A 21392-nucleotide genomic window follows, 5' to 3' on the forward strand; every position below is an offset into this window, starting at 1 on the left:
GTAGCAGAGGGTCAAGGCCTCGTCCGCGTCCCTGCCGAAAGGATGGGGCGAGAGTACCAGAAATGCGGAGCAGGCCTCATCCTTGGCCGGCAGCAGAATAGTGCTCGTGACGTTGGGTTCGCCACGGAGTTGGATGCTGATCAAGTAGAGTAATGAAGCGTCCATTGTGATGCCGCTCGTGTAGGTGAGCCAGTTCATGCATGAGGATATATTCCAAGCACTGCAAGGGCTTCTCAGCCAGCTCTAGGTTGAGCCAGATGCGCTGGGCTTCGATGTTGTGATTTGGTGTTAGCATCACTGAAGTACGTAGCACACCCTAGGGAAGCCCTGAATCACTGTGAAGAAGGACGAGAGGATAGACTTCCGACAGGCACTTCCTTAGCGACAACTCCATAAGACTCTAAAGTTATGAACTTAGAGTCAAATATATCCGATGGAATTTTCTTTTTTAGCAATTCAAAGAAATTCTCATCATGAGTTGAGATGATTATTTGCTTATCAAACTGCACGGAAATATTCCTCAGCATATCAATCATTGAAAGAACATTGATCGAATCCATTGAGTGAATCGGATCATCAATCAAAATCACCCCAAGTGGCTTGCCATCGTGCTTGGCATGAATTGCTCTCGCCAGAAAAACACTCAAGCTCAAAATATTCAACTGCGCAGAGCTGAAATAAAGGTTTGGAGATACCCTGTTGCCTCGATCATCTGATATGACGATATTTAACTGAGGTCGTTCGCCGATGACGAACTTAGGGGAAAACTCAACTTTTTTGAAGGCAGGATGAGGATCTATTTTACGATAGATTCCATTAATCAAGTCCGTATAGAAATAAGACTTTATCTGACTCTCCAAGCAAGAAGCGACGCTCTCTATTTCCACGGCTAACGCAGAGGCAACTTTCGAATGCTTTTCTATTTCAAGCTCTACTTGAGCCAATTCCTTTCTTCTAGAGATATTTTGTACATACGGGACTAATGCCTTGAGCTGGGTCTCCAGTAGTTCGTAGGAAGCCAGAACCAAACCTACATGCTCACGACTGAGAAGAAAAGTGGACAACTTTTGTTCAATGGCAGCCTTAAACTCTGTTTCAGTCTTCAATTTAAAATTGCCAATCAGTTCAACCAGCCCTCTGATATAGGGCAATATTTTGGCATCATACTGTGTTATCTCTGAGGATATTGCAGTCTGTCGGCTTTTCAGAAACGCTAAGTCTAGCCAATTACCCTCAGACTCCATTTCGGCCTTGAGAGAACTACAGCGCTTCACAAGATTTTCTAGATCCGTACTTACCGACTGCATAGCGGCAATAGCACTTGAAATGGCCTGATCAATTGCAGCCGGAAGGCCCATGGCGTCCGTAGCTTTCGAGTTGATAAAATTATCGAATTTTACGAACAATGGGTCATTCTTGATAGAAAGCTCTTGGTTCTGGTAAACAGCCATTTGGCCAACAAGGTCATTTAACTCCGACTTAAGCCTATCGATATCGTTCTGAGCATTAGCCTTATCAGCTACCAACTTATTCAATAATTCGGATGCTGCCTGCTTGTCATGTTCCAAGCGGATCTGAAGAGCGGCAGAATCAAGACCTAGCACTAAAGCGTTACGTGAGGAAACCCTATCGAGAGCCGTTGAGCGCTGCGCCTCCAAATGCAAGCGGTATTGATTATAATTGTTTAGATTTTCATCCAGTTTCTGAATGGTGGTTCTGATAAACTCGGTAACTTGAGCCTTCTTATTCGAAGCCTGCGCCAAGAGCTCTTTAATTCTCCGTTCAACCTCCTCCTTCAACTGAAGAGAAAGCTCAATCATCTGGGAGTTTGTTTGCAGAGCATCGGAAACAAATTTATTACCTGCAATAGCATTCTTTAAAGCCAACTCATCCAAGTGCTCTTGAGTACAAAGCGGGCAGATTTTGGTTGGATGGAGACTGATATGCTCAAGACCCAGCCCTACTAAACGTTCGATGGTGCTTGATTGCTCAGTTAGCGCATGCTGGACAGTAAGCAACCCACTTACCTGTTCTTCATAATTGATAACTCTAGATCGAAGCTCTGAAAGCTCTAATGTAAGAGACGCATCAATCTCAAGCGCAGAGATATCAGTAGAAAGCAAACCATCAACGCTCACGTCAAGTGAACTGATCTGGGCTAGCTCAAACCGCTTAGCCTCTATAGAGGCCAAATCTACATTTCTACTGGCATCTAGAGCCTCAATCTCCGAATTTAGATTGGAGGCAAGCTGGCGGGCATTAGCCATTTCAACATATATATTGCTGGCATTAATCTGCAAATCGACAATTTTTTGTAAATCGCCCTGCCAATTCGCAATGAGTGCCTCAACGCTCCTCAAACTAAATAGCTGTTTATCAATCTGTGACTCTAAATCAACCCGAAGACTGTGGAAATTCATATTTTCTGAACGCCCCTTCTCAAGAGTTGAATATAGCTCCATAAACTGAGGCAGTTCAGACTTTAGCCCGTTGAGATCATTGACTCTCGCTAAGGCAGTGCCTTGTTCGTCAATTTTCCTCATGTGGAGATGATAGAGCTCTTGATATTTCTGAGCGTCCTCAATGCCTTTATTAATACGCTGCGCCTCAGGCTCCAACTCAGATTTCTTGAGCAGTAGGCTCGTAACTTCGCCAGCTCTATCAAACTTCTGCTGCAATGACTCCACTACGGCATCATAATGCTTTATTTCTAAGCTGATCTGGTGCTTCCGTGTCAAAATAAACGATACAATTTCGAGCTCTTGGATCGAAGTAAGATCAGAAGAAATAGGTTGTATTGCCTCTCCAGCTGACGCCAGCGAGCTTACGGTATTGTTGTAGTCAACAAAGACGCTCTCATCTATACCATTAACGATCTGCGACGATATCTGGCCGCGCTTAACCTCCAAATCTGACAATGTGGCGCTATTTTCATACGCCAATATATGCAGGCCCTTCCGGACTTGCTCGGCGTTACCGCCGAAATGCGCCATAAATAGGTCATATCGATCTTCGGGCTTCACCTCTCGAACAAATCGATCTATCGCCTCCTGCGAGAGAATGATGTTCCTGAATTCTCTTGTACCGTCTTCAGTGTCCCGGTCATTAAATCTAATATCACGAGAATCCACACGGACGCTATTTAGCTTACGCGGAAAATCCTTCTCTGTAGTACTGACAAGAACAGAAGTCTCCACCGTGCTCTCGACATCTTTATTTCTCAGAATATACTGAGGCACACCCTCTAACTTTGTCCCTTTGGCCGCAATCTCATTATTTTTCTTATACGCGTCACCGATATACCGAGACACATTATTGGTAAGCGCCCATTCTACGGCGTCGTAAAATGAACTTTTACCGAATCCATTCGGTGCATAAATAGAGACAAACCCCGAAGGTTTGTTGCCGTCTACCGTAAAATCGAAAGTGCCATCCACCTTATACTTGTAGGCACGGAACGCTTCAATTGAAACCTTCTTAAGCTTCATGATTTGCCTACAAAATTAATAAGAGACATTATTTTTTCTGCACGAATGCTCCGAGCGCTCGCACTAGAATCAAAAGGTACATCTTCGAGAAAATCAGAGATAGCCGATTGATAGTTGCACTCTACAACCGCCTCGCTAAAGTCAGCCTTTAAGTCAAATCCCAGCAATTCATTGTTAAGAATTTGAACCGCTCTAGAGTTCTCGACTGGAATTGGTTCTCTTTCAACAATCAGCTTCCTGGCCGTGTAGGTGTCATTTTGAATAATGTACTTACCTCTAACATCGACATCTTCCGGACAAAGAAGAATAAGATACACATTCCACCGCGCAGCTTCGACCTTTGGCTGGTGATAAACAGAGACAAAATTCTGAATTGACTCCCATTGGTCTACGAGGCTTTGCGCAGTCTCAAACTCACATAGGATGCAGCTGATAAAAGAGTGGATTTCTGACTCATAAAACCCAAAGCCAACAGATGGGAAGCTTCGTTGAAGCTCTGTGAAATCGAAATCCTTAATTGACATAGACATTATAAAAGCCCCGAAGCATTTCAAGATGCTCAACTGAATCCCTTTCGTAAAACTCTTCAATGCGGTCGACTACACAGCGCCTATGCAAGGCCCGTATATGTGCAAGTTTGAATGTCGTGTATTTTTCTTTCGAAACCTGACTAATTCTCAGCCTACTACCGGCTGATCGTGGTCTAGTAATGTTTGCCAAAACATCCTGTATCTGAAAACTGGCGGGCTGTGCCATTGGCGCAGCTTCATGATTATCAATAAATAACGAGCCACCCTCGTCCAGAATTGAGCCTGCCAGTTCAAGCAAATTTCGCAACTCACCAATCCAACTCTTTTCGCTCTTACTGAAAACCAACCTCCTCTTTGGATCGAGCCCAGAGAAGTAGCTCGAATCGGCCTTAGCAGGATTATCGAGCAAGACCGATATAGCCATGAACTCTAAGTAAGATATCCATAATTTGACATCTAAAAGCGCTGACTTTCCTTCGCCACTGAATAGCAAACCAGACTCGTATTTCTTCAATATAAGATTTGGCTTTACCGACTCATCGCCCAATATTTCGTCAATGATCCCTCCAAGCTCCTCTCGAATATGCTCTATGAGAGCCACGCCTGGAACATCAAAAATAAACGCCTGGTCTTTCAGCCTAGAAAAGCACTCAAGAAAGCTAGGCATAATGGGCGCTAAAGAATTTGCCTCTACTATCTCCTCAAACCAGCGGATAGCATTACACTTAACACGGCCAAAATACTCTTCAGCCTTAGCGCCATCCATACGGAACTCGACAGCCACAAGACGTGGAAAATCATCATCGAGATAATAAACCCCGGCCCCCGAAAAGCCGTCGATCATCTCTTTATCTGGCGACCCATTAGCCGATATCACGATTTCTCCATTAACCCATGAGGTTAACGAAGCATCTTGCTGCTTAGCCTGTTGAATAAAATCTTTTTCTTTTGCACGAGTGTCCGGATATCCAACCATCATCAATGGAGCTTGGAAAGGCGGCTCCCCTAAGCAGAGCGATAAGTTGATGCTAGGATTAAAGGGGATCTTTATAACTGCGCAGTCGACTTTGGGATGGACATACGTCTGAATATCAGGAATCTGCTCACCCTTATAATTAAATATCGCTTGATTCTGAAATCCACTGACGACATGACCAGCCGTCAACACATATGAGTACTCATGAGACAACGCACTGATCAAAACACCACTGCCGTTGTTCACCTTTACTGCGTGAGCACCCATTAACTCGAAATTATTCATATCAGATCTGAATCCCACCTGCGAGAGAGCGCAATCTAGACTCGTAACCCTCGACCTCGCTATCTAACAAAACTCCGTCAAACGCATCTTCGTAATTGAAATATATTACATTGTCTGGATGTGCATTAAGGATTCTCGCCAACGTTCTCTTATGCGGATGACCATGCCTAGTCCCGTCAGTACTGATTAGATAGGATCTACACTCAATAAGCCCAAGCATCTCTACACTTGTATTGAAATGACTCCCATGATGAGAAATCTTTACGTAATCGACTACAAGCTTATTTTCTTGGGTATAACCAAGCTTTGCTAGAGCAGCCACAATGGTGGAAGCATAAGCATCGGCTAGGAATAGGACTTTCTTCCCTTCAACCTCAAGAATAAATGCGATGGAACTACCATTCGCAGGTGAAGAATCTTCAGTGAACGTATCATTATCGAGAAGATCACTGAGGCTCAGATGGTAGTCATTAGCCTCTCCTGACGTATCAGCTGAGAGTGACTCATCGGGCCATATGCAGTGTAGATTTTCGAGATTTTGATGCGCAGGCGAGAGAATTGTGAACTTGAAAGGCCCCTCAGTAATTACCTGCCCGGCAACAATGACTTCACTCCCCCAGCAGTGCAGCTTAGTAAGAGCCTGCTCAAATGTTTGGCCGTCGCTAACGCTCGTTTCCGGGCTCTCACCTGTGCTGAAGGGAATCGAGTTTTCAGGTATTTCAGGCTGGCTCAAGTAGGCTGAGATGTTGCTCGATGCGTTTAGCCATACTCTCTTTGCAAGAGTACTGAGGTAGCCTTCAGCCTTGAAGGCATTGATCAGCCCCCTGATATGATCCGAATCAATATGGGTCAGGATCACCAGATCGACGTGCTGGCCTTTTCCCTTGATCTCATCCAAGGCCTTGCGCAAGGGGCCGGGACGCCGCCCTCCTGGGCCTACGCCAAAAGTCTTGGCGGGGCCGCCATCAATCAGAAGGTTGGCGCTACCGGTCTCAGAGGAGTGGGAAACCACAATAGCGTCGCCATAGCTCGCCTCTAGTAGATGGATTGTAGTCGCCACGAAACCTCCCTGTTCTGATCACAGCTAATGCTGGTTGCCCTTTCGCTTTATATCACGTCGCCTAAGCCATTTCGAAAACTGTGACAGCGATCAAAAAATGAAGTGCATCGTACAACTGAATCAGGACGCCAAAACGCTCGGGCTGTCGCACAAGCGCCGCCATCAATCGCTATGCGACTAGGGCAACCAAGGGAAATGTAAACGTCGGGAAAGGGAGATTTCGGGGTTTCAGATGGTAAGCAGGGGGTAATTGAAGCTCTAGGAGGCGTAAAAAGAGGGCAAGTGAAGGAGGCAGGTTTACATTTTTTGGTAAGAACGAAGCCGAAAGCTATGGGGTTTACATTTTTGCGTGACTTCGTGTTAAAATTTCGTTAATAGGCAACCTAAAAACAGTTTAAGCCCTTACAAATTCTAGCCTCTAGGCTGATAGGGTGAATACTGAAGACGGAGCAGGCTGCAAACGATCTGGTTTACGCCATAGCCATTCAAGAACCAACGTCGCGGTGAAACGGTCGCAGAGCACCACGGCGCCACGGGCCAGGGCCGGCTTGATCACGCCTTCGAGGTGCTGGGCGCGGGCGGCGAACACCAACAGCAGCTCTGTGTCGACCCCCATGGTTTCGTCGCTGGGGGTCAGCAGAATTTCGCGGATTCGCTCAGCGATCGGCGTGCCGCCAGGCTCGCGGGTCAGCACCACCTCAATGCCGTGGCTACGCAGGCGCTCGGCGAGGTACTCGCGGTTGGTACTCTTTCCGGCGCCTTCGGGGCCTTCCAATGTGATGAACAGACCGCTCACTGGGTGTCCTTATTCATTGCGGGATCGGGCTGGAGCGGTAGCCGTTGCGGCGCTTCAACTGGAAGTCACGCACGGCCTGGTTGTGCTCGCCCAGGGTCTCGGAGAATACATGGCTGCCGTCGCCACGGGCGACGAAATAGAGGCTCTTGCCTGCCGCCGGGTGCAGCGCGGCATGAATGGCCTCACGCCCGACAAGGGCGATGGGGGTCGGAGGCAGGCCACTGATTACGTAGGTGTTGTAGGGCGTTGGCTCGCGCAGGTGGTCACGGGTCAGGTTGCCGTTGTAACGCTCGCCCAGGCCGTAGATGACGGTAGGGTCAGTCTGCAGGAGCATCCCGGTCTGCAAACGTCGCACGAAGACGCCAGCGATCTGCCCGCGCTCGCCGGGCACGCCGGTTTCTTTCTCCACCAGGGAAGCCATGATCAGCGCCTGGTAGGCATCGTTGTAGGGCAGCCGGTCCGCGCGCTTGCCCCACTCCTCGGCTAGTACCTGATCGAGCCTGTCGCGCGCCTGCTTCAGCAGGTCGATGTCGCGCATGCCGCGCACATAGCGGTAGGTATCGGGGAAGAAGCGTCCTTCCGGATACTCCCCCGGCCGACCGAGCCGGGCCATCAGATCGGCATCGCTGACGTCGGCCAGCGTCTGTTCCAGTCTGGCCTGCCTAGCCAGTGCCGCCCGCACCTGGCGGAAGTTCCACCCCTCTACCAACGTCAGGGTGTACTGCACCACCTCACCACGCTGCCACAGGCCAAGCAGGTCAGACGCGCTCATGCCGGGTGCAAGCCGGTACTCACCACTGTGCAGGGACGCGTTGGACAGGTTGAAGAGCCAGTACTGCCGGAGCCAGAAGGCATTGTTCAGTACTCCCTCCTCTTCCAGGCGATTCAACAGGCCACCCGGCGTGGCGCCTGCCGGGACGTCCAGCATCCGCTCCGACGAGATGTTCAGGGGTTGTTCGAGGGTGACGCGCTGCTGCCAGCCGGCAAAGGCTACCAGCAGGCCGGCAAGAAGCAGGCCTGCCTCCAGCATCAGCAGGAATTTGCGTATCACGAATCAGATGTCCAGTAGATCGCGGGCGATGGCCTGAAGTTTACGGGTCAGCGGCCCGACCGGCCAGTGATGGCCTGTTACAGAACACACCGGCCAGATACCGAAGAGGCTGTTGCAGAGAAAAACCTCGTCGGCCCGGATGAACTCCTCGAAGGCAATGTCACGCACCTCGGTCTTCATCCCGCTGGCCACGGCACTGTCCAGCAGAGCCGAACGCATCACACCGGCAACGCCACAACGGGACAGCTCAGCCGTAACCAGCACGCCATCACGAACGATGAACAGGTTGCTGAACACGCCCTCGATCACGCGTCCTGATTGGTCACGCATCAGTCCCTCGGCGTAATCGCTGCCCTGCCATTCTGCACGGGCCAAGACCTGTTCCAGGCGATTCAGGTGCTTGAGGCCGGCCAGCAATGGCTGCTCGGCGAGGCGAGTGGAACAGGGGAACAGTTGGACGCCCTGCTCCGCATTGGATTCCGGATAGACTGGAAACGGACTGCCCTGCAAGATGCGGCGAGGCAGTGCTACAGGCGGCGGCGCATAGCCCCGCAAGCCTTCACCGCGAGTGACCATCAACTTGGCGACGCCCTCTCCCAGCCCGGCCGAAAACGCCAGCAGCTCGGTACGCATCAGTTGAAGGTCAAGGGGAATGGCAAGGCGCCGGCAGCCTTCGGCCAGCCGCGCCATGTGGTACTCAAGAAGCGGGGGCCGACCGGCACGTACGGCGATGGTCTCGAACAACCCATCGCCGTAGGCCAGGCCGCGATCCTTGATGGACAGCGACTCGGCCGGGCGACCGTCGACCCAGTTCAGCATCAGCCCGCGAACCGGCGGAACACCAGGGAACCGTTGGTGCCGCCGAAGCCGAAGGAGTTGGACAACACCACATCGATGGACATGGAGCGCGCTTCGTGAGGCACGAAGTCGAGGTCGCAGCCTTCGTCCGGCTCGTCCAGGTTGATGGTGGGTGGCGCCACCTGGTCGCGCAGGGCCAGCACGCTGAAGATCGCTTCAACGGCGCCGGCGGCACCCAGCAGGTGGCCCGTCATGGACTTGGTAGAACTGACCGCAAACTGGTGGGCGTGCTCGCCAAACACCGATTTCAGCGCCATCGCTTCAGCAATGTCGCCTGCTGGCGTCGAAGTGCCGTGAGCGTTGACGTACTGAACCTGGTCAGTGTTCAGGCCGGCATCGCGCAGGGCGTTGCGCATGCAGCGGGCAGCACCTGCGCCATCATCCGGCGGGGACGTCATGTGATAAGCGTCGCCGCTCATGCCGAAACCAATCAGCTCGGCATAGATGGTCGCACCACGGGCCTTTGCGTGCTCCAGCTCTTCCAGCACCAAGGCGCCGGCGCCGTCAGACAGCACGAAGCCGTCGCGCCCCTTGTCCCACGGACGGCTGGCACGAGTCGGGTCATCATTGCGGGTGGACAGCGCGCGGGCTGCACCAAAGCCGCCCAGACCCAAGCCGCAAGCTGCCATTTCGGAACCACCCGCGACCATGACGTCCGCTTCGCCGTAGGCGATGTTGCGGGCAGCCATGCCGATGCAGTGAGTGCCGGTGGTGCAGGCGGTGGCAATGGCGTAATTCGGCCCCTGGATACCCAGGTGGATCGACAGGAAGCCCGACACCATATTGATGATGGAGCCGGGAACGAAGAAGGGCGAAATGCGACGCGGACCTTGATCGATCAGGGACTTGCAGTTGTTCTCGATATTGGTCAGGCCGCCGATACCGGAGCCCATGGCCACACCGATACGCTCACGATTGGCATCGGTGACTTCGAGCCCCGAATCACGCACAGCCTGGAAGCTCGCGGCAAGGCCGTACTGGATGAACAGGTCGAGCTTGCGCGCTTCCTTGGCCGACAGGTACTCCTCGACGTTGAACCCCTTGACCGAGCCACCGAAACGAGTGGTGTACGCGGAAAGGTCCATATGTTCGATCAGGCCAATTCCACTGCGGCCAGCCAGAATTCCCTGCCAACTGCTCGATACATCGGTACCCAGCGGCGACAGCATGCCAATGCCAGTGACCACGACGCGTCTACGCGACACAGCGATCTCCTTCTTCAATCTCTACACGGCGGTTGATTCGGATTAACAGACTGTTGAAAAGCCCGGCAGGCAACACGCAAACCGTGGATTTTCAACAATCGGCTTAAAGAAAAGCCGCACGCCCCAATCGGGTCGTGCGGCTTTTCCGCGTCGGGTAACCGACGACTACATTACTGCGCGTGGGCGTTGATGTAGTCGATGGCTTCCTGAACGGTGGTGATCTTCTCGGCTTGCTCGTCCGGGATCTCGGTCTCGAATTCCTCTTCCAGAGCCATCACCAGCTCAACGGTGTCAAGGGAATCGGCGCCCAGGTCTTCAACGAAGGAAGCGCTGTTGGTGACTTCGTCTTCTTTGACGCCCAGTTGCTCGGCGACGATTTTCTTGACGCGTTCTTCGATGGTGCTCATACCGTGTTTTCACTCCTATGGAAAAATCCGTGCAGCTGGGGCTGCAGTGTATAGAAAGGGTTTTCCGCATTTCAAGCAGAACGCCTGAACCCCTTCTGGATCGCCGCAACGAAATGTCTATAACCCGACTGCACTGTTATAGCGAATTCTAGACAGGCCATATGACAGCTTCCTGAAGGGATTCGTCACATTCAGCTCATGTACATGCCGCCATTGACCGGAACGGTGGCGCCGGTGACATAGGCGGCACCGTCGGAAGCAAGGAAACCAACTACCTTGGCGATCTCTTCGGCCTGGCCCAGGCGGCCCAACGGAATCTGGGTCAGCAGCGCATCGCGCTGGGCTTCCGGCAGCTCGCGGGTCATATCGGTGTCAATGAAGCCCGGGGCTACGGCGTTGACGGTAATGGCACGGGAACCGACCTCGCGCGCCAGGGCGCGGCTGAAACCTTCGAGGCCGGCCTTGGCTGCGGCGTAGTTGGTCTGGCCAGCGTTACCCATCGCACCCACCACCGAACCGATGTTGATGATGCGCCCCCAGCGAGCCTTGGTCATGCCACGCAGTACCGCCTTGGAGAGGCGATACAGGCTGTTGAGGTTGGTGTTGATGACATCGAACCACTCGTCGTCCTTCATGCGCAGCATGAGGTTGTCACGGGTGATACCGGCGTTGTTCACCAGGATCAGCGGCTGACCCTGGTGCTGCTGGATCTGCTCCAGCGCGCTGGCGACCGACTCGTCATTGCTGACGTCCAGCACCAGGCCAGCACCTTCGATGCCGTTGCTCTTGAGGTACTCGGTGATGCGCTCGGCACCGGAAGCGGAGGTCGCAGTGCCGATGACGACGGCGCCCTGACGACCCAGTTCGAGAGCGATAGCCTGGCCAATGCCGCGGCTCGCACCGGTGACCAATGCCACCTTACCTTGCAGACTCATAGGTCTTCTCCTTGTTCAGGCCAGCGCGGCACGGGCAGCCGCGAAAGCATCAGGGGTATCCAGGTTGTGGGTGTTGACACCCTTCACACAGCGCTTGTTCAGACCGGACAGCACCTTGCCCGGACCGCATTCCACCAGGTCGGTGACACCGCGTTCGGACAGGCTGACCATCGACTCAACCCAACGCACCGGGCTGTAGAGCTGGGCAAGCAGATCGAGCTTGAGCTGGGACAGATCAGCCACAACAGCGGCGCTCACGTTCTGCACCAGGGGAATCTGCGGTGCTTGCCAGGCGAGCGCTTCGACGGCCTCGGCGAAACGCTCGGCAGCTGGCTTCATCAGAGCGCAGTGGGACGGCACGCTGACCGGCAACGCCATGGCGCGCTTGGCGCCACGAGCCTTGCACGCCTCGATGGCACGCTCGACAGCAGCGGCAGCACCTGCGATCACCACCTGGCCCGGGGCGTTGAAGTTCACCGCACTGACCACTTCACCCTGAGCCGCGTCGGCGCAGGCTGCCAGCACGTCGGCATCATCCAGACCGAGGATGGCAGCCATACCGCCCTGCCCTGCCGACACAGCCTGCTGCATCAGTTGGCCACGACGCTCCACCAGCTTCACCGCATCGGTGAAGTCCAGGCTACCGGCAGCCACCAGAGCGGAGTATTCCCCCAGGCTGTGACCAGCCACATAGGCCGGGCGCGCACCACCCTCAGCCAACCACAGACGCCACAGGGCGATGGAAGCAGCGAGGATGGCCGGCTGGGTTTTGTCGGTCTGATTGAGTTGTTCTTCCGGACCTTGCTGGGTCAGTGCCCAGAGGTCATAGCCGAGGGCCTCGGAGGCTTCGGCGAAGGTATCCAGGACCAGCTTCTGCTGGCCCCCCTGCTCGGCCAGCATACCCAGAGACTGGGAGCCTTGGCCGGGGAATACGAAAGCGAGGGATGCGGACATGGGGTGAGGTCCCTTATCTGACGGTATAGGGAGATTGACGCCCGGCATAGCCAAGCGCACGAAACTGACAGTTGGATGACAGGCTGCCGGTGGCGGTCACATTCTAGGGTCTATTAGCGTTTCATCGCGAACCGCGAGCGAATGCCAATAGGCTCTACAGCAACAGATGCTCCAAACGACCATGAAGGCGCTGCGGGAGATTCTCTCGAACCTCGATCATCGCGCGACGAATGGCGCTCTGAAAGCCCTCTGAACCAGCCGAGCCGTGGCTCTTGATGACAATGCCCTGCAACCCCAGGAAACTCGCCCCATTGTGGCGCGCGGGTGCCAGGTCAGTGCGCAGCCGGCGCAACAAAGGCAACGCCAGCGCCCCCACCATTCGAGCCCCGAGACTCTCGGTGAACAAGGCCTCCATGCGCGAGGAAATCATCGACGCAAGCCCCTCGCTGGACTTGAGCAGGATGTTGCCGACGAAACCGTCGCACACCACCACGTCCGCTTCTCCCCGGTACAGGCCATCGCCTTCGATGTAGCCGATGTAATTGAGGCCCTCGGCCTGCTGCAACAGATTCGCCGCCAGCTTGACCTGCTGGTTGCCCTTGATGTCTTCGGTACCGACATTCAGTAGCGCGATGCGCGGACGCACAGTACCCAAGGCCTCGGCAGCAACCGCCCCCATCACCGCGAACTGATAGAGATGCTCGGCACTGCAATCGACATTGGCACCCAGATCCAGCAAATGGCAGTGGCCACGCGCCGTGGGAATCGCACTGACCATGGCCGGACGATCGATCCCGGGCAACGTCTTCAGGACATAGCGGGAGAGCGCCATCAAGGCACCGGTATTACCGGCACTGACACAGGCCTGGGCACGGCCATTGCGCACCAGTTCGAGGGCGACGCGCATCGAGGCATCCGGCTTGCCGCGCAGGGCTTGCGCAGGACGCTCGTCCATGGCGATCACTTCGCTGGCATGTTCGATTTGCAGGCGATGACGATCGGCCGCTGGAACACGGGCGACGAGATCTTCAAGAAGGGGGGCTTGGCCAACGAGGACCAGGTGAAGCGAGGGGAACTCAGCCAGACAGGCGATGCTGGCTGGAACAATGCAGCGGGGACCGTAGTCCCCGCCCATTGCATCAATCGCGATGATCGAGGCGGCCAAGGATTACTCGGCAGCGCCCTTGTCGACCACTTTGCGACCGCGGTAGAAACCGTCCGGGGAAACGTGGTGGCGCAGGTGAACTTCACCAGTGCTCTTTTCTACGGACAGTGCATTGGCCTCGAGGGCGTCGTGGGAACGACGCATGTCGCGTGCCGAGCGGGATTTTTTGTTCTGCTGAACAGCCATAATCAATTAACTCCTAAACGTTTGGGTCACGCTTTAACTGCGCCAATACACTGAACGGGTTGGACCGCGAAACCTCGTCCTTGCTCGGCTCGGGCTCATCGGTGCCCACCGGCTGTTGGCAATCTTCAGGGTCATGGGCCGGAACTATGGGCAGGGCGAGCAGCAACTCGTCCTCGACCAGAGTCATCAGATCCAGCGGATCTTCACCCACTTCCAGCACGTCATAGCCCTTCGGCAGCGACTGACTGTCAGCCCCTTCCTTCACCACCGCGTAATCACATTCGCTGTGGATGTTCAGAGCTACCAGCTCGAGACAACGCTGGCAAACCATCTTGACCTCGACGTCAATCCGGCTATGGATAACGACTGCGCGACGTTCGTCACGAGCAAACGCCAGGCTTGCATGGATGCTGCCCGCGCTGTCCGCTAAGGGTTCGCAGAGTCGCTCCAGACTGGCGAGCGCAATGTCACCTTCAAGAGTGACTTCGCGGTCCGCCAGCTTGCGCGGATCTACATGAGGTGGAATCGGCCCATTCAACATAGGCGCAGCATTCTATGGATGAGCCCCTGCCCTGTCAAAAGAAATTCCGCGCTGTCCGCAGCTTGAGGGGCTCGATAGAATCCTTCGCCCAATCCCCGGAGATCGCCATGCTACCCCTGGTGCTCGCATCCAGCTCCCCCTACCGCCGAGAACTGCTCGAGCGGCTGCGCTTACCCTTCACCTGGAGCGCGCCCGCCATCGACGAAAGCCGCCACCCCCAGGAGCCGGCCGAACAACTGGTACGCCGACTAGCCCTGGAAAAGGCCCGCGCCCTTACCCCGCAACACAGGAATCATTTGATCATCGGCTCCGACCAGGTCGCAGTGCTTGGCAACCAGATCCTTGGCAAGCCGCACGACTTCGAGCGCGCACGCAGCCAACTTCTTGCGGCCAGCGGCGCCAGTGTCAGTTTCCTCACCGGGCTGGCCGTATTGAATAGCGCCACCGGCCAATTCCAGGTCGATTGCGTGCCATTCACCGTGCACTTCCGCGACCTCGATGAAGCTCGCGTCACGCGCTACCTGGAAGCCGAGCAACCCTACGACTGCGCAGGCAGCTTCAAGGCTGAAGGACTGGGGGTCAGCCTGTTCCGCGCCACCGAAGGCAGCGACGCTACCAGCCTTGTCGGCCTGCCACTGATCCGCCTGGTGGACATGCTACTCGCCGAAGGCATGCAAATCCCCTGAGCGCACATATAGAAGGAAGAAAGCCCGGCAATGCCGGGCTCTCTTTTTTCTGTGCACTGCACCCCCCTAGCGCAGGGATGGCCCCTGGAAGCCCATCCACAGCGCCAGGCGCTCAGCAACACTGGCCCCGAATTTCTTCGAGAAACGATCGAAAGGCGACTCCTGAACGGTGTAGTCGACAATCTCCTTGGCGCCGATGACTTCACGCGCCACGAAGCTGGTATTGCCAAGCTTATCCACCAGACCCAGGGCCAGCGCCTGTTCGCCGGACCACACCAGCCCACTGAAGAGCTCCGGATGACCATCGACCTTGAGCCGGTCACCTCGACCCTTCTTCACGCTTTCAATGAACTGCTGGTGAGTGGTATTCAGCACACCCTGCCAGAACTCGGTTTCTTCCGCCTTTTGTGGCTGGAAGGGATCAAGGAAAGCCTTGTGCTCGCCAGAGGTATACACGCGACGCTCCACCCCCAGCTTACCCATGGCATCGACGAAGCCGAAGCTGGCCGCGGTGACACCAATGGAGCCCACCAGACTGGCCTTGTCGGCATAGATCTCGTCTGCGGCACTGGCGATGTAGTAGGCGCCAGAGGCCCCCAGATCGGCGATCACGGCGTAAACCTTGATGTCCTTGTGCTCTTCGCGCAGCCGACGAATCTCGTCATAGATGTAGCCAGACTGCACGGGGCTGCCGCCCGGACTATTGATACGCAGCACCACACCCTTGGTCTTCGGATCCTCGAAGGCAGCACGCAGGCCGGTGACGATATTGTCCGCGCTGGCCGCCTCCTCATCGGCGATCATGCCACGCACTTCCACCAGGGCGGTGTGCTCCTGGCCGCGAGCTGCGCTCTTCTGCAGATCGAAAGCCGGCGAGAAGAGCGCCAGCGCGATGAACAGATAGAGGAAGGTCAGCAACTTGAAGAAAATACCCCAGCGCCGGGCCCGGCGCTGCTCCTGAACTCCAGCTAGAACCGCCTTCTCCAGGAGCTTCCAGCTCTTCTCTTCAGCCTTGTCGGAGGCCGGCTCTTTCCATTCGTCAGACATAGAACCCCACCTCTCGGGATTGCGGGCGCAGGTCACCATCCAGCCAGTGACGCAACTCTTCGAAACGCTCGATCGCCAGCGTCGGCGACTCTTTGAGCAAGTCTGCGAGCGATTGGGCACCATAGCCCACCGCCACGGAATCCATTCCGGCCCCATGCGCCATGCGCAGGTCGAATGGCGAATCGCCCACCATCAGCGCGCGCTCAACTGCCACACCGCAATGCGCGAGAATTTCTCGCAGCATGCGAGGATCAGGCTTGCTGGCCGTCTCGTCAGCACAACGCGTGACGTCGAAATAATCCAACCACCCACGCCCCGCCAATACATGATCCAGCCCGCGGCGGCTCTTGCCGGTAGCCACAGCGAGGCGATAACCCTGCTCGCGAAACGCCTCGAGCGCTTCAGCCACCCCGCCGAACAGGGGCGAAGGCTGGCTCTCCAGGGCGTTGTAATGCTCACCATAGCGGCGCCGGAAGATATCGATACCCTGCGCGTCCTCGATTTCCGGATACAGGGTCGCAATCGCCTCGGGCAAGCCGAGACCGATGATGCCTTTGATAGCGGCATCGTCCCGCCAGGGCAGCCCACTCGCATCGGCAGCCACGCGCATGGACTCGACGATTCGGGCAATGGAATCAACCAGGGTGCCGTCCCAATCGAAGATCAGCAACTGGTAATCAGGCACCGAGTCGCTCCAGGGTTTTCCGCCACATATCATCCACCGGGGCTTCCAGCTTCAATTCACCGCCATCAGGAAGGCTGATGGTCAAGGCATGGGCATGTAGGAACAGGCGCTTGCCGCCCAGGTCACGAATCTCCCGCGTGAAGTCCTCATCCCCGTACTTGGGGTCACCCGCGATGGAATGCCCGGCATGCTTGGCATGCACACGAATCTGATGGGTGCGCCCGGTAATGGGGCTCGCCTCCACCAGCGTGGCGAACTCGCCAAAACGGCGTACGACGCGGAACTCGGTCAGCGCTTCCTTGCCCTCGGGATTCACCTCGACCATGCGCTCGCCAGAGCGCAGGTTGTTCTTCAACAACGGCGCACTGACTTGCTTCTTCGACGTAGGCCAACTGCCACGCACGAGCGCCAGGTAGCGCTTATCGACGCCATCGCCACGCAGCGCCTCATGCAGATGACGCAGCATGCTGCGTTTCTTGGCAATCATCAGCAGGCCGGAGGTATCGCGATCCAGGCGATGCACCAACTCCAGGTCCCTGGCATCCGGGCGCAACTGACGAAAAGCTTCGATCACCCCGAAGCTCAAGCCACTTCCACCGTGCACCGCAATGCCAGCCGGCTTATTCAGCACGATCAGCGCCTTGTCCTCATAGACGATCGCAGCTTCCAGGCGCTCCAGAAGCCCCTGGGCCACCGGCGCTGGCTCATCCGGTTCGGAGAGACGCAGCGGCGGAACTCGCACAATGTCACCCGCCTGGAGCTTGTATTCCGGCTTGATGCGCCCCTTGTTCACACGGACCTCGCCCTTGCGAAGGATGCGATAAATCAATGTCTTGGGCGCACCTTTCAACTGAGTGCGTAGGAAATTATCTATGCGTTGGCCGGCATATTCCGGCGGAACCTCAAGCAGCTGGACGCCGGAGGTTGGAGAGGCGGGAGTAGTCATCTAGGCATCATAACAATTTTTTATGGATTTGAAGCACTTAATGATTACTGCTATAGTCGCGAACGCCGCCAAAAGCGGCCTGGTTTCGGGGTGTTCGCCAAAACTGCCACCCCAACCGCTGCAACCCTTCTCAGGACGTAAGGCCGTCCGACAGAAAATTCGCCGCAATGACCGCGGATTTTCCGAAATCAAAGCCTTGAGCCATGACGCGTGATCACCCCTTTCAATGGGAGATCGCGGTAAATGCAACCCGCTACGGATTCAGCGAGCGGCACCCGATTTTCAAGGGATAAGTGTAGGGTGGAGATGCACAATCGTCGGACTGCGTAGTTTCAAGACGCTTCATTTCGTCCGCTACCGACCATTGATTCCTCCTCCTGACCAAGTGCTTCTGTCACGACACAGCAAGCAGGAGACGTAGTCGCGATTCCGGCCCCTTTGGCTGGAGTTCGCTGGACACTGGGACGGTCCGCCGCCCCTGACACGCACCTGACACCGACCGCGAGAGTCGTGTGCACCAATCGCCGTTTCCGGAAGCCCGGAACCTATTGGTACCACATGAAAAGAATGCTGATTAACGCAACTCAGCCCGAAGAGTTGCGTGTTGCTCTGGTCGACGGCCAACGCCTGTACGACCTGGACATCGAATCGGGTGCACGCGAGCAGAAGAAAGCCAACATCTACAAGGGCCGGATCACTCGCATCGAGCCCAGCCTCGAAGCCGCCTTCGTCGACTTCGGTGCCGAGCGCCACGGCTTCCTGCCCCTGAAAGAAATCTCCCGCGAGTACTTCAAGAAGTCCCCTGAAGGCCGCATCAACATCAAGGAAGTGCTCAGCGAAGGCCAGGAAGTCATCGTCCAGGTCGAGAAAGAAGAGCGCGGCAACAAGGGCGCAGCCCTGACCACCTTCATCAGCCTTGCCGGTCGTTACCTGGTGCTGATGCCGAACAACCCCCGCGCCGGTGGCATTTCCCGCCGCATCGAAGGCGAAGAGCGCAACGAACTGCGTGAAGCGCTGAACGGCCTCAACGCCCCGGGGGACATGGGTCTGATCGTCCGTACCGCTGGCCTGGGTCGCTCCAGCGAAGAGTTGCAATGGGACCTGGATTACCTGCTGCAACTCTGGAGCGCCATCAAGGAAGCTTCCGGTGAGCGCGGCGCCCCCTTCCTGATCTATCAGGAAAGCAACGTCATCATCCGCGCCATCCGCGACTACCTGCGCCAGGACATTGGCGAAGTACTGGTCGACAGCGTCGAGGCCCACGAAGAAGCCCTGAGCTTCATTCGCCAGGTGATGCCGCAGTACCAGAGCAAGATCAAGCTGTATCAGGACAGCGTTCCGCTGTTCAACCGCTTCCAGATCGAGAGCCAGATCGAAACCGCCTTCCAGCGCGAAGTGAAGCTGCCGTCAGGCGGCTCCATCGTCATCGACCCGACCGAAGCCCTGGTGTCCATCGACATCAACTCGGCTCGTGCGACCAAGGGCGGCGACATCGAAGAAACCGCCCTGCAGACCAACCTGGAAGCGGCTGAGGAAATCGCCCGCCAGCTGCGCCTGCGTGACATCGGCGGCCTGATCGTCATCGACTTCATCGACATGACACCGGCCAAGAACCAGCGCGCCGTGGAAGAGAAAGTCCGTGAAGCACTGGAGGCCGACCGTGCCCGCGTGCAGATCGGTCGCATCTCCCGCTTCGGCCTGCTGGAAATGTCCCGTCAGCGCCTGCGTCCTTCGCTGGGCGAGACCAGCGGCATTGTCTGCCCGCGCTGCGATGGCCAGGGCATCATCCGCGACGTCGAGTCCCTGTCGCTGGCCATCCTGCGCCTGATCGAGGAGGAGGCCCTCAAGGACCGCACTGCCGAAGTTCGTGCCCAGGTGCCGATCCCGGTTGCAGCGTTCCTGCTCAACGAGAAGCGCAACAGCATCACCAAGATCGAACTGCGTAGCCGTTCGCGCATCGTCATCCTGCCGAACGACCATCTGGAAACCCCGCACTTCGAAGTCCAGCGCCTGCGCGACGACAGCCCGGAAGTGCAGAGCAGCCAGTCCAGCTACGAAATGACCCCTGCCGAAGCGGAAGAAATTCAGCCGGTCAGTTCCACCCGCACCCTGGTTCGCCAGGAAGCTGCGGTGAAGACTGTTTCCCCTGAGCGCCCCGCTCCGGCCCCGGTTGCCCCCCTGGCCCCGCCTGCGCCGACGCCGGAACCCAGCCTGTTCAAGGGCCTGGTGAAGTCCCTGGTGGGTTTGTTCGCTGGCAAGGAAGAGCCGAAAGTCGAGGCCGAGAAGCCGGCTGCCGACCGCCAGGCCCGCAGCGAAGAGCGCCGTAATGGTCGCCAGCAGAATCGTCGTCGCGACGGCCGCGAAGGTCGTGAGGGCCGTGAAGCGCGCCGCGAAGATGAACGCAAACCGCGTGAAGAGCGCCAGCCTCGCGAAGCCCGTGAAGGCCAGGAGAGCCGCCGCGAGCGTCCGGCCCGTGAAGAACGCCAGCCGCGCGAAGAGCGTCAGCCCCGCGAAGAGCGTCAAGCCCGCGAGCCGCGTGAAGAGCGTCAGCCTCGTGAAGAACGCCAGCCACGTGAGGAGCGCCAGCCGCGCGAAGAGCGTCAACCGCGCGAAGCCCGCGAAGGCCAGGAAGGTCGTCGCGAGCGCGGTGAACGCGCCGAGCGCCCGGCCCGCGAAGAGCGTCAGCCGCGTGAAGAGCGTCAACCCCGCGAGGAGCGTCAGCCGAGCGCTGAACTGGCTCAGGCTGAGGTCGTCGACGAAGAACTGCTGAACAACGAAGAACTGCTGCAGGACGACGATGAAGGTGCCGACGGTGAGCGTCCCCGCCGCCGTTCCCGTGGCCAGCGCCGCCGCAGCAACCGCCGCGAGCGTCAACGCGAGGCCAATGGCGAGGAAGTGGTGGAAGGTCAGGAAGGCGCCGAACAGGCTACTCCTGCCGAGGCTGCTGAGATCGCTGCAGTAGCCGTCACTGCTGTCGTGGCCAGCGAGGTCGTCACCGAAGTCGTCAGCGAAGCTCCGGCACAGGTCGAAGCCCCGGTGGTTGAAGCAGCTGTTGCCGAAGTGGCTCAGGTCGAAGAAACCGCACCGGTTGCCGAGAAGGCCGCCGAAGTCAAGGAAGCCCCGGCTTTCGAAACCCCGGCCGCAGTCGAAGAGCCTCAGGTCGCTGAAGTCGCTCCGGTAATAGCAGTGGCAGAAGTGCCGGTTGCAGCTCCCGAAGAGGTAGCGCCAGTCGCGCCGCAAGCTGAAGAGCCCGCCCGCGCAGCCGCCAGCACCGGCCGTGCCGCCAACGACCCGCGTGAAGTGCGTCGTCGTCAGCGCGAAGCCGAACGCCTGGCCAAGGAAGCCGACGAGGCTGCCGCCAAAGCCGTTGCGGCCGTAGCCGCTGCCGAACCCGTGTCCGCCGCCGTACACGCCATTGCCGGCGTGGAAGAGCAAGTGGTAGCAGCGGAGCAGAAGGTCGAAGAAGCCGTCGAACCGGCTGTAGATGCCCCGGCCGAGCAGTCCGAGCAGGTGGCTGTAACAACCGAAACCGAGCCCCAGGAAGAAGAGAAGGATGAAGCCAAGGACGAGACCAAACCGGTCGTCTGAAGC

The 21392-nt window shown here is 56.7% G+C and carries 19 protein-coding genes and 1 pseudogene; 2 read left to right on the top strand and 18 right to left on the bottom strand.

The features are described 5' to 3' along the window. Positions 1-76: 76 nt before the first annotated feature. The 15 genes and pseudogenes from THL1_RS29140 to THL1_RS18670 all read right to left on the bottom strand — a co-directional run bounded on the left by THL1_RS29140 (position 77) and on the right by THL1_RS18670 (position 14437). Entirely contained in the window at positions 77-295 is a 219-nt protein-coding gene (locus tag THL1_RS29140; RefSeq protein ID WP_083245947.1) for a M48 family metallopeptidase, read from the bottom strand. A 37-nt stretch (positions 296-332) separates the two neighbouring features. Further along, positions 333-3488: an AAA family ATPase gene (locus THL1_RS30175; RefSeq protein ID WP_069084603.1), complete on the bottom strand. Its 3156-nt coding sequence runs from the start codon at positions 3486-3488 to the stop codon at positions 333-335. Then, on the bottom strand, positions 3485-4018 hold the full coding sequence (locus THL1_RS29800; protein ID WP_145928342.1) for an ABC-three component system middle component 1: 534 nt from the start codon (positions 4016-4018) through the stop codon (positions 3485-3487). Before THL1_RS29800 ends, THL1_RS30175 begins: the two co-directional genes overlap by 4 nt. Beyond that, positions 4002-5279, bottom strand: coding sequence for an ABC-three component system protein (locus THL1_RS18615; protein WP_069084604.1), 1278 nt, complete (start codon positions 5277-5279; stop codon positions 4002-4004). Before THL1_RS18615 ends, THL1_RS29800 begins: the two co-directional genes overlap by 17 nt. 1 nt (position 5280) lies before the next feature. Next, positions 5281-6339 (bottom strand): ComEC/Rec2 family competence protein, encoded by a 1059-nt coding sequence (locus tag THL1_RS18620; protein WP_069084605.1) that lies wholly within the window; start codon positions 6337-6339, stop codon positions 5281-5283. A gap of 502 nt (positions 6340-6841) precedes the next feature. Further along, positions 6842-7135 (bottom strand): annotated as a pseudogene (gene tmk / locus THL1_RS18625) (dTMP kinase); the annotation flags it as partial. A gap of 13 nt (positions 7136-7148) precedes the next feature. Further along, complete coding sequence (gene mltG / locus THL1_RS18630; protein ID WP_069084606.1) at positions 7149-8186, bottom strand: endolytic transglycosylase MltG; 1038 nt, start codon at positions 8184-8186, stop codon at positions 7149-7151. Positions 8187-8189: 3 nt separating this feature from the next. Then, positions 8190-9005: an aminodeoxychorismate lyase gene (pabC, locus tag THL1_RS18635; protein WP_069084607.1), complete on the bottom strand. Its 816-nt coding sequence runs from the start codon at positions 9003-9005 to the stop codon at positions 8190-8192. Further along, positions 9005-10249: a beta-ketoacyl-ACP synthase II gene (gene fabF, locus THL1_RS18640; RefSeq protein WP_069084608.1), complete on the bottom strand. Its 1245-nt coding sequence runs from the start codon at positions 10247-10249 to the stop codon at positions 9005-9007. The genes pabC and fabF overlap by 1 nt, the downstream gene beginning before the upstream one ends. A gap of 170 nt (positions 10250-10419) precedes the next feature. Next, on the bottom strand, positions 10420-10656 hold the full coding sequence (gene acpP / locus THL1_RS18645; protein WP_016493661.1) for an acyl carrier protein: 237 nt from the start codon (positions 10654-10656) through the stop codon (positions 10420-10422). A 191-nt stretch (positions 10657-10847) separates the two neighbouring features. Beyond that, positions 10848-11591 (bottom strand): 3-oxoacyl-ACP reductase FabG, encoded by a 744-nt coding sequence (gene fabG, locus THL1_RS18650; RefSeq protein WP_069084609.1) that lies wholly within the window; start codon positions 11589-11591, stop codon positions 10848-10850. 15 nt (positions 11592-11606) lie between these two features. Next, positions 11607-12545, bottom strand: coding sequence for an ACP S-malonyltransferase (gene fabD, locus THL1_RS18655; RefSeq protein ID WP_069084610.1), 939 nt, complete (start codon positions 12543-12545; stop codon positions 11607-11609). Positions 12546-12699: 154 nt separating this feature from the next. Further along, positions 12700-13710: a phosphate acyltransferase PlsX gene (plsX, locus tag THL1_RS18660; protein ID WP_083245948.1), complete on the bottom strand. Its 1011-nt coding sequence runs from the start codon at positions 13708-13710 to the stop codon at positions 12700-12702. 3 nt (positions 13711-13713) lie between these two features. Further along, positions 13714-13896, bottom strand: a complete 183-nt coding sequence (rpmF, locus tag THL1_RS18665) for a 50S ribosomal protein L32 (protein WP_069084611.1) — start codon at positions 13894-13896, stop codon at positions 13714-13716. 13 nt (positions 13897-13909) lie between these two features. After that, positions 13910-14437: a YceD family protein gene (locus THL1_RS18670; protein ID WP_069084612.1), complete on the bottom strand. Its 528-nt coding sequence runs from the start codon at positions 14435-14437 to the stop codon at positions 13910-13912. Between the two features lie 107 nt (positions 14438-14544). Between THL1_RS18670 and THL1_RS18675 the strand changes: the two genes are divergently transcribed. Further along, positions 14545-15123, top strand: coding sequence for a Maf family protein (locus THL1_RS18675; protein ID WP_069084613.1), 579 nt, complete (start codon positions 14545-14547; stop codon positions 15121-15123). A gap of 66 nt (positions 15124-15189) precedes the next feature. Here the strand turns inward: THL1_RS18675 and sppA are convergent, their stop codons facing one another. Genes sppA through rluC form a run of 3 tightly spaced genes read right to left on the bottom strand, consistent with a single transcriptional unit; the run spans position 15190 to position 17801 of the window. Next, the gene (gene sppA / locus THL1_RS18680) at positions 15190-16170 is read right to left on the bottom strand and encodes a signal peptide peptidase SppA (RefSeq protein ID WP_069084614.1); all 981 of its coding nucleotides are present in this window, start codon (positions 16168-16170) and stop codon (positions 15190-15192) included. Next, a complete protein-coding gene (locus tag THL1_RS18685; protein WP_069084615.1) occupies positions 16163-16855 on the bottom strand; it encodes an HAD-IA family hydrolase in 693 nt (230 codons plus the stop codon). Before THL1_RS18685 ends, sppA begins: the two co-directional genes overlap by 8 nt. Continuing rightward, complete coding sequence (gene rluC, locus THL1_RS18690) at positions 16848-17801, bottom strand: 23S rRNA pseudouridine(955/2504/2580) synthase RluC (RefSeq protein ID WP_069084616.1); 954 nt, start codon at positions 17799-17801, stop codon at positions 16848-16850. Before rluC ends, THL1_RS18685 begins: the two co-directional genes overlap by 8 nt. 558 nt (positions 17802-18359) lie before the next feature. Between rluC and rne the strand changes: the two genes are divergently transcribed. Beyond that, the gene (rne, locus tag THL1_RS18695; protein ID WP_069084617.1) at positions 18360-21389 is read left to right on the top strand and encodes a ribonuclease E; all 3030 of its coding nucleotides are present in this window, start codon (positions 18360-18362) and stop codon (positions 21387-21389) included. The last annotated feature ends 3 nt before the right edge of the window (positions 21390-21392 follow it).

The organism is Pseudomonas sp. TCU-HL1 (assembly GCF_001708505.1).
Lineage (GTDB): Bacteria > Pseudomonadota > Gammaproteobacteria > Pseudomonadales > Pseudomonadaceae > Metapseudomonas.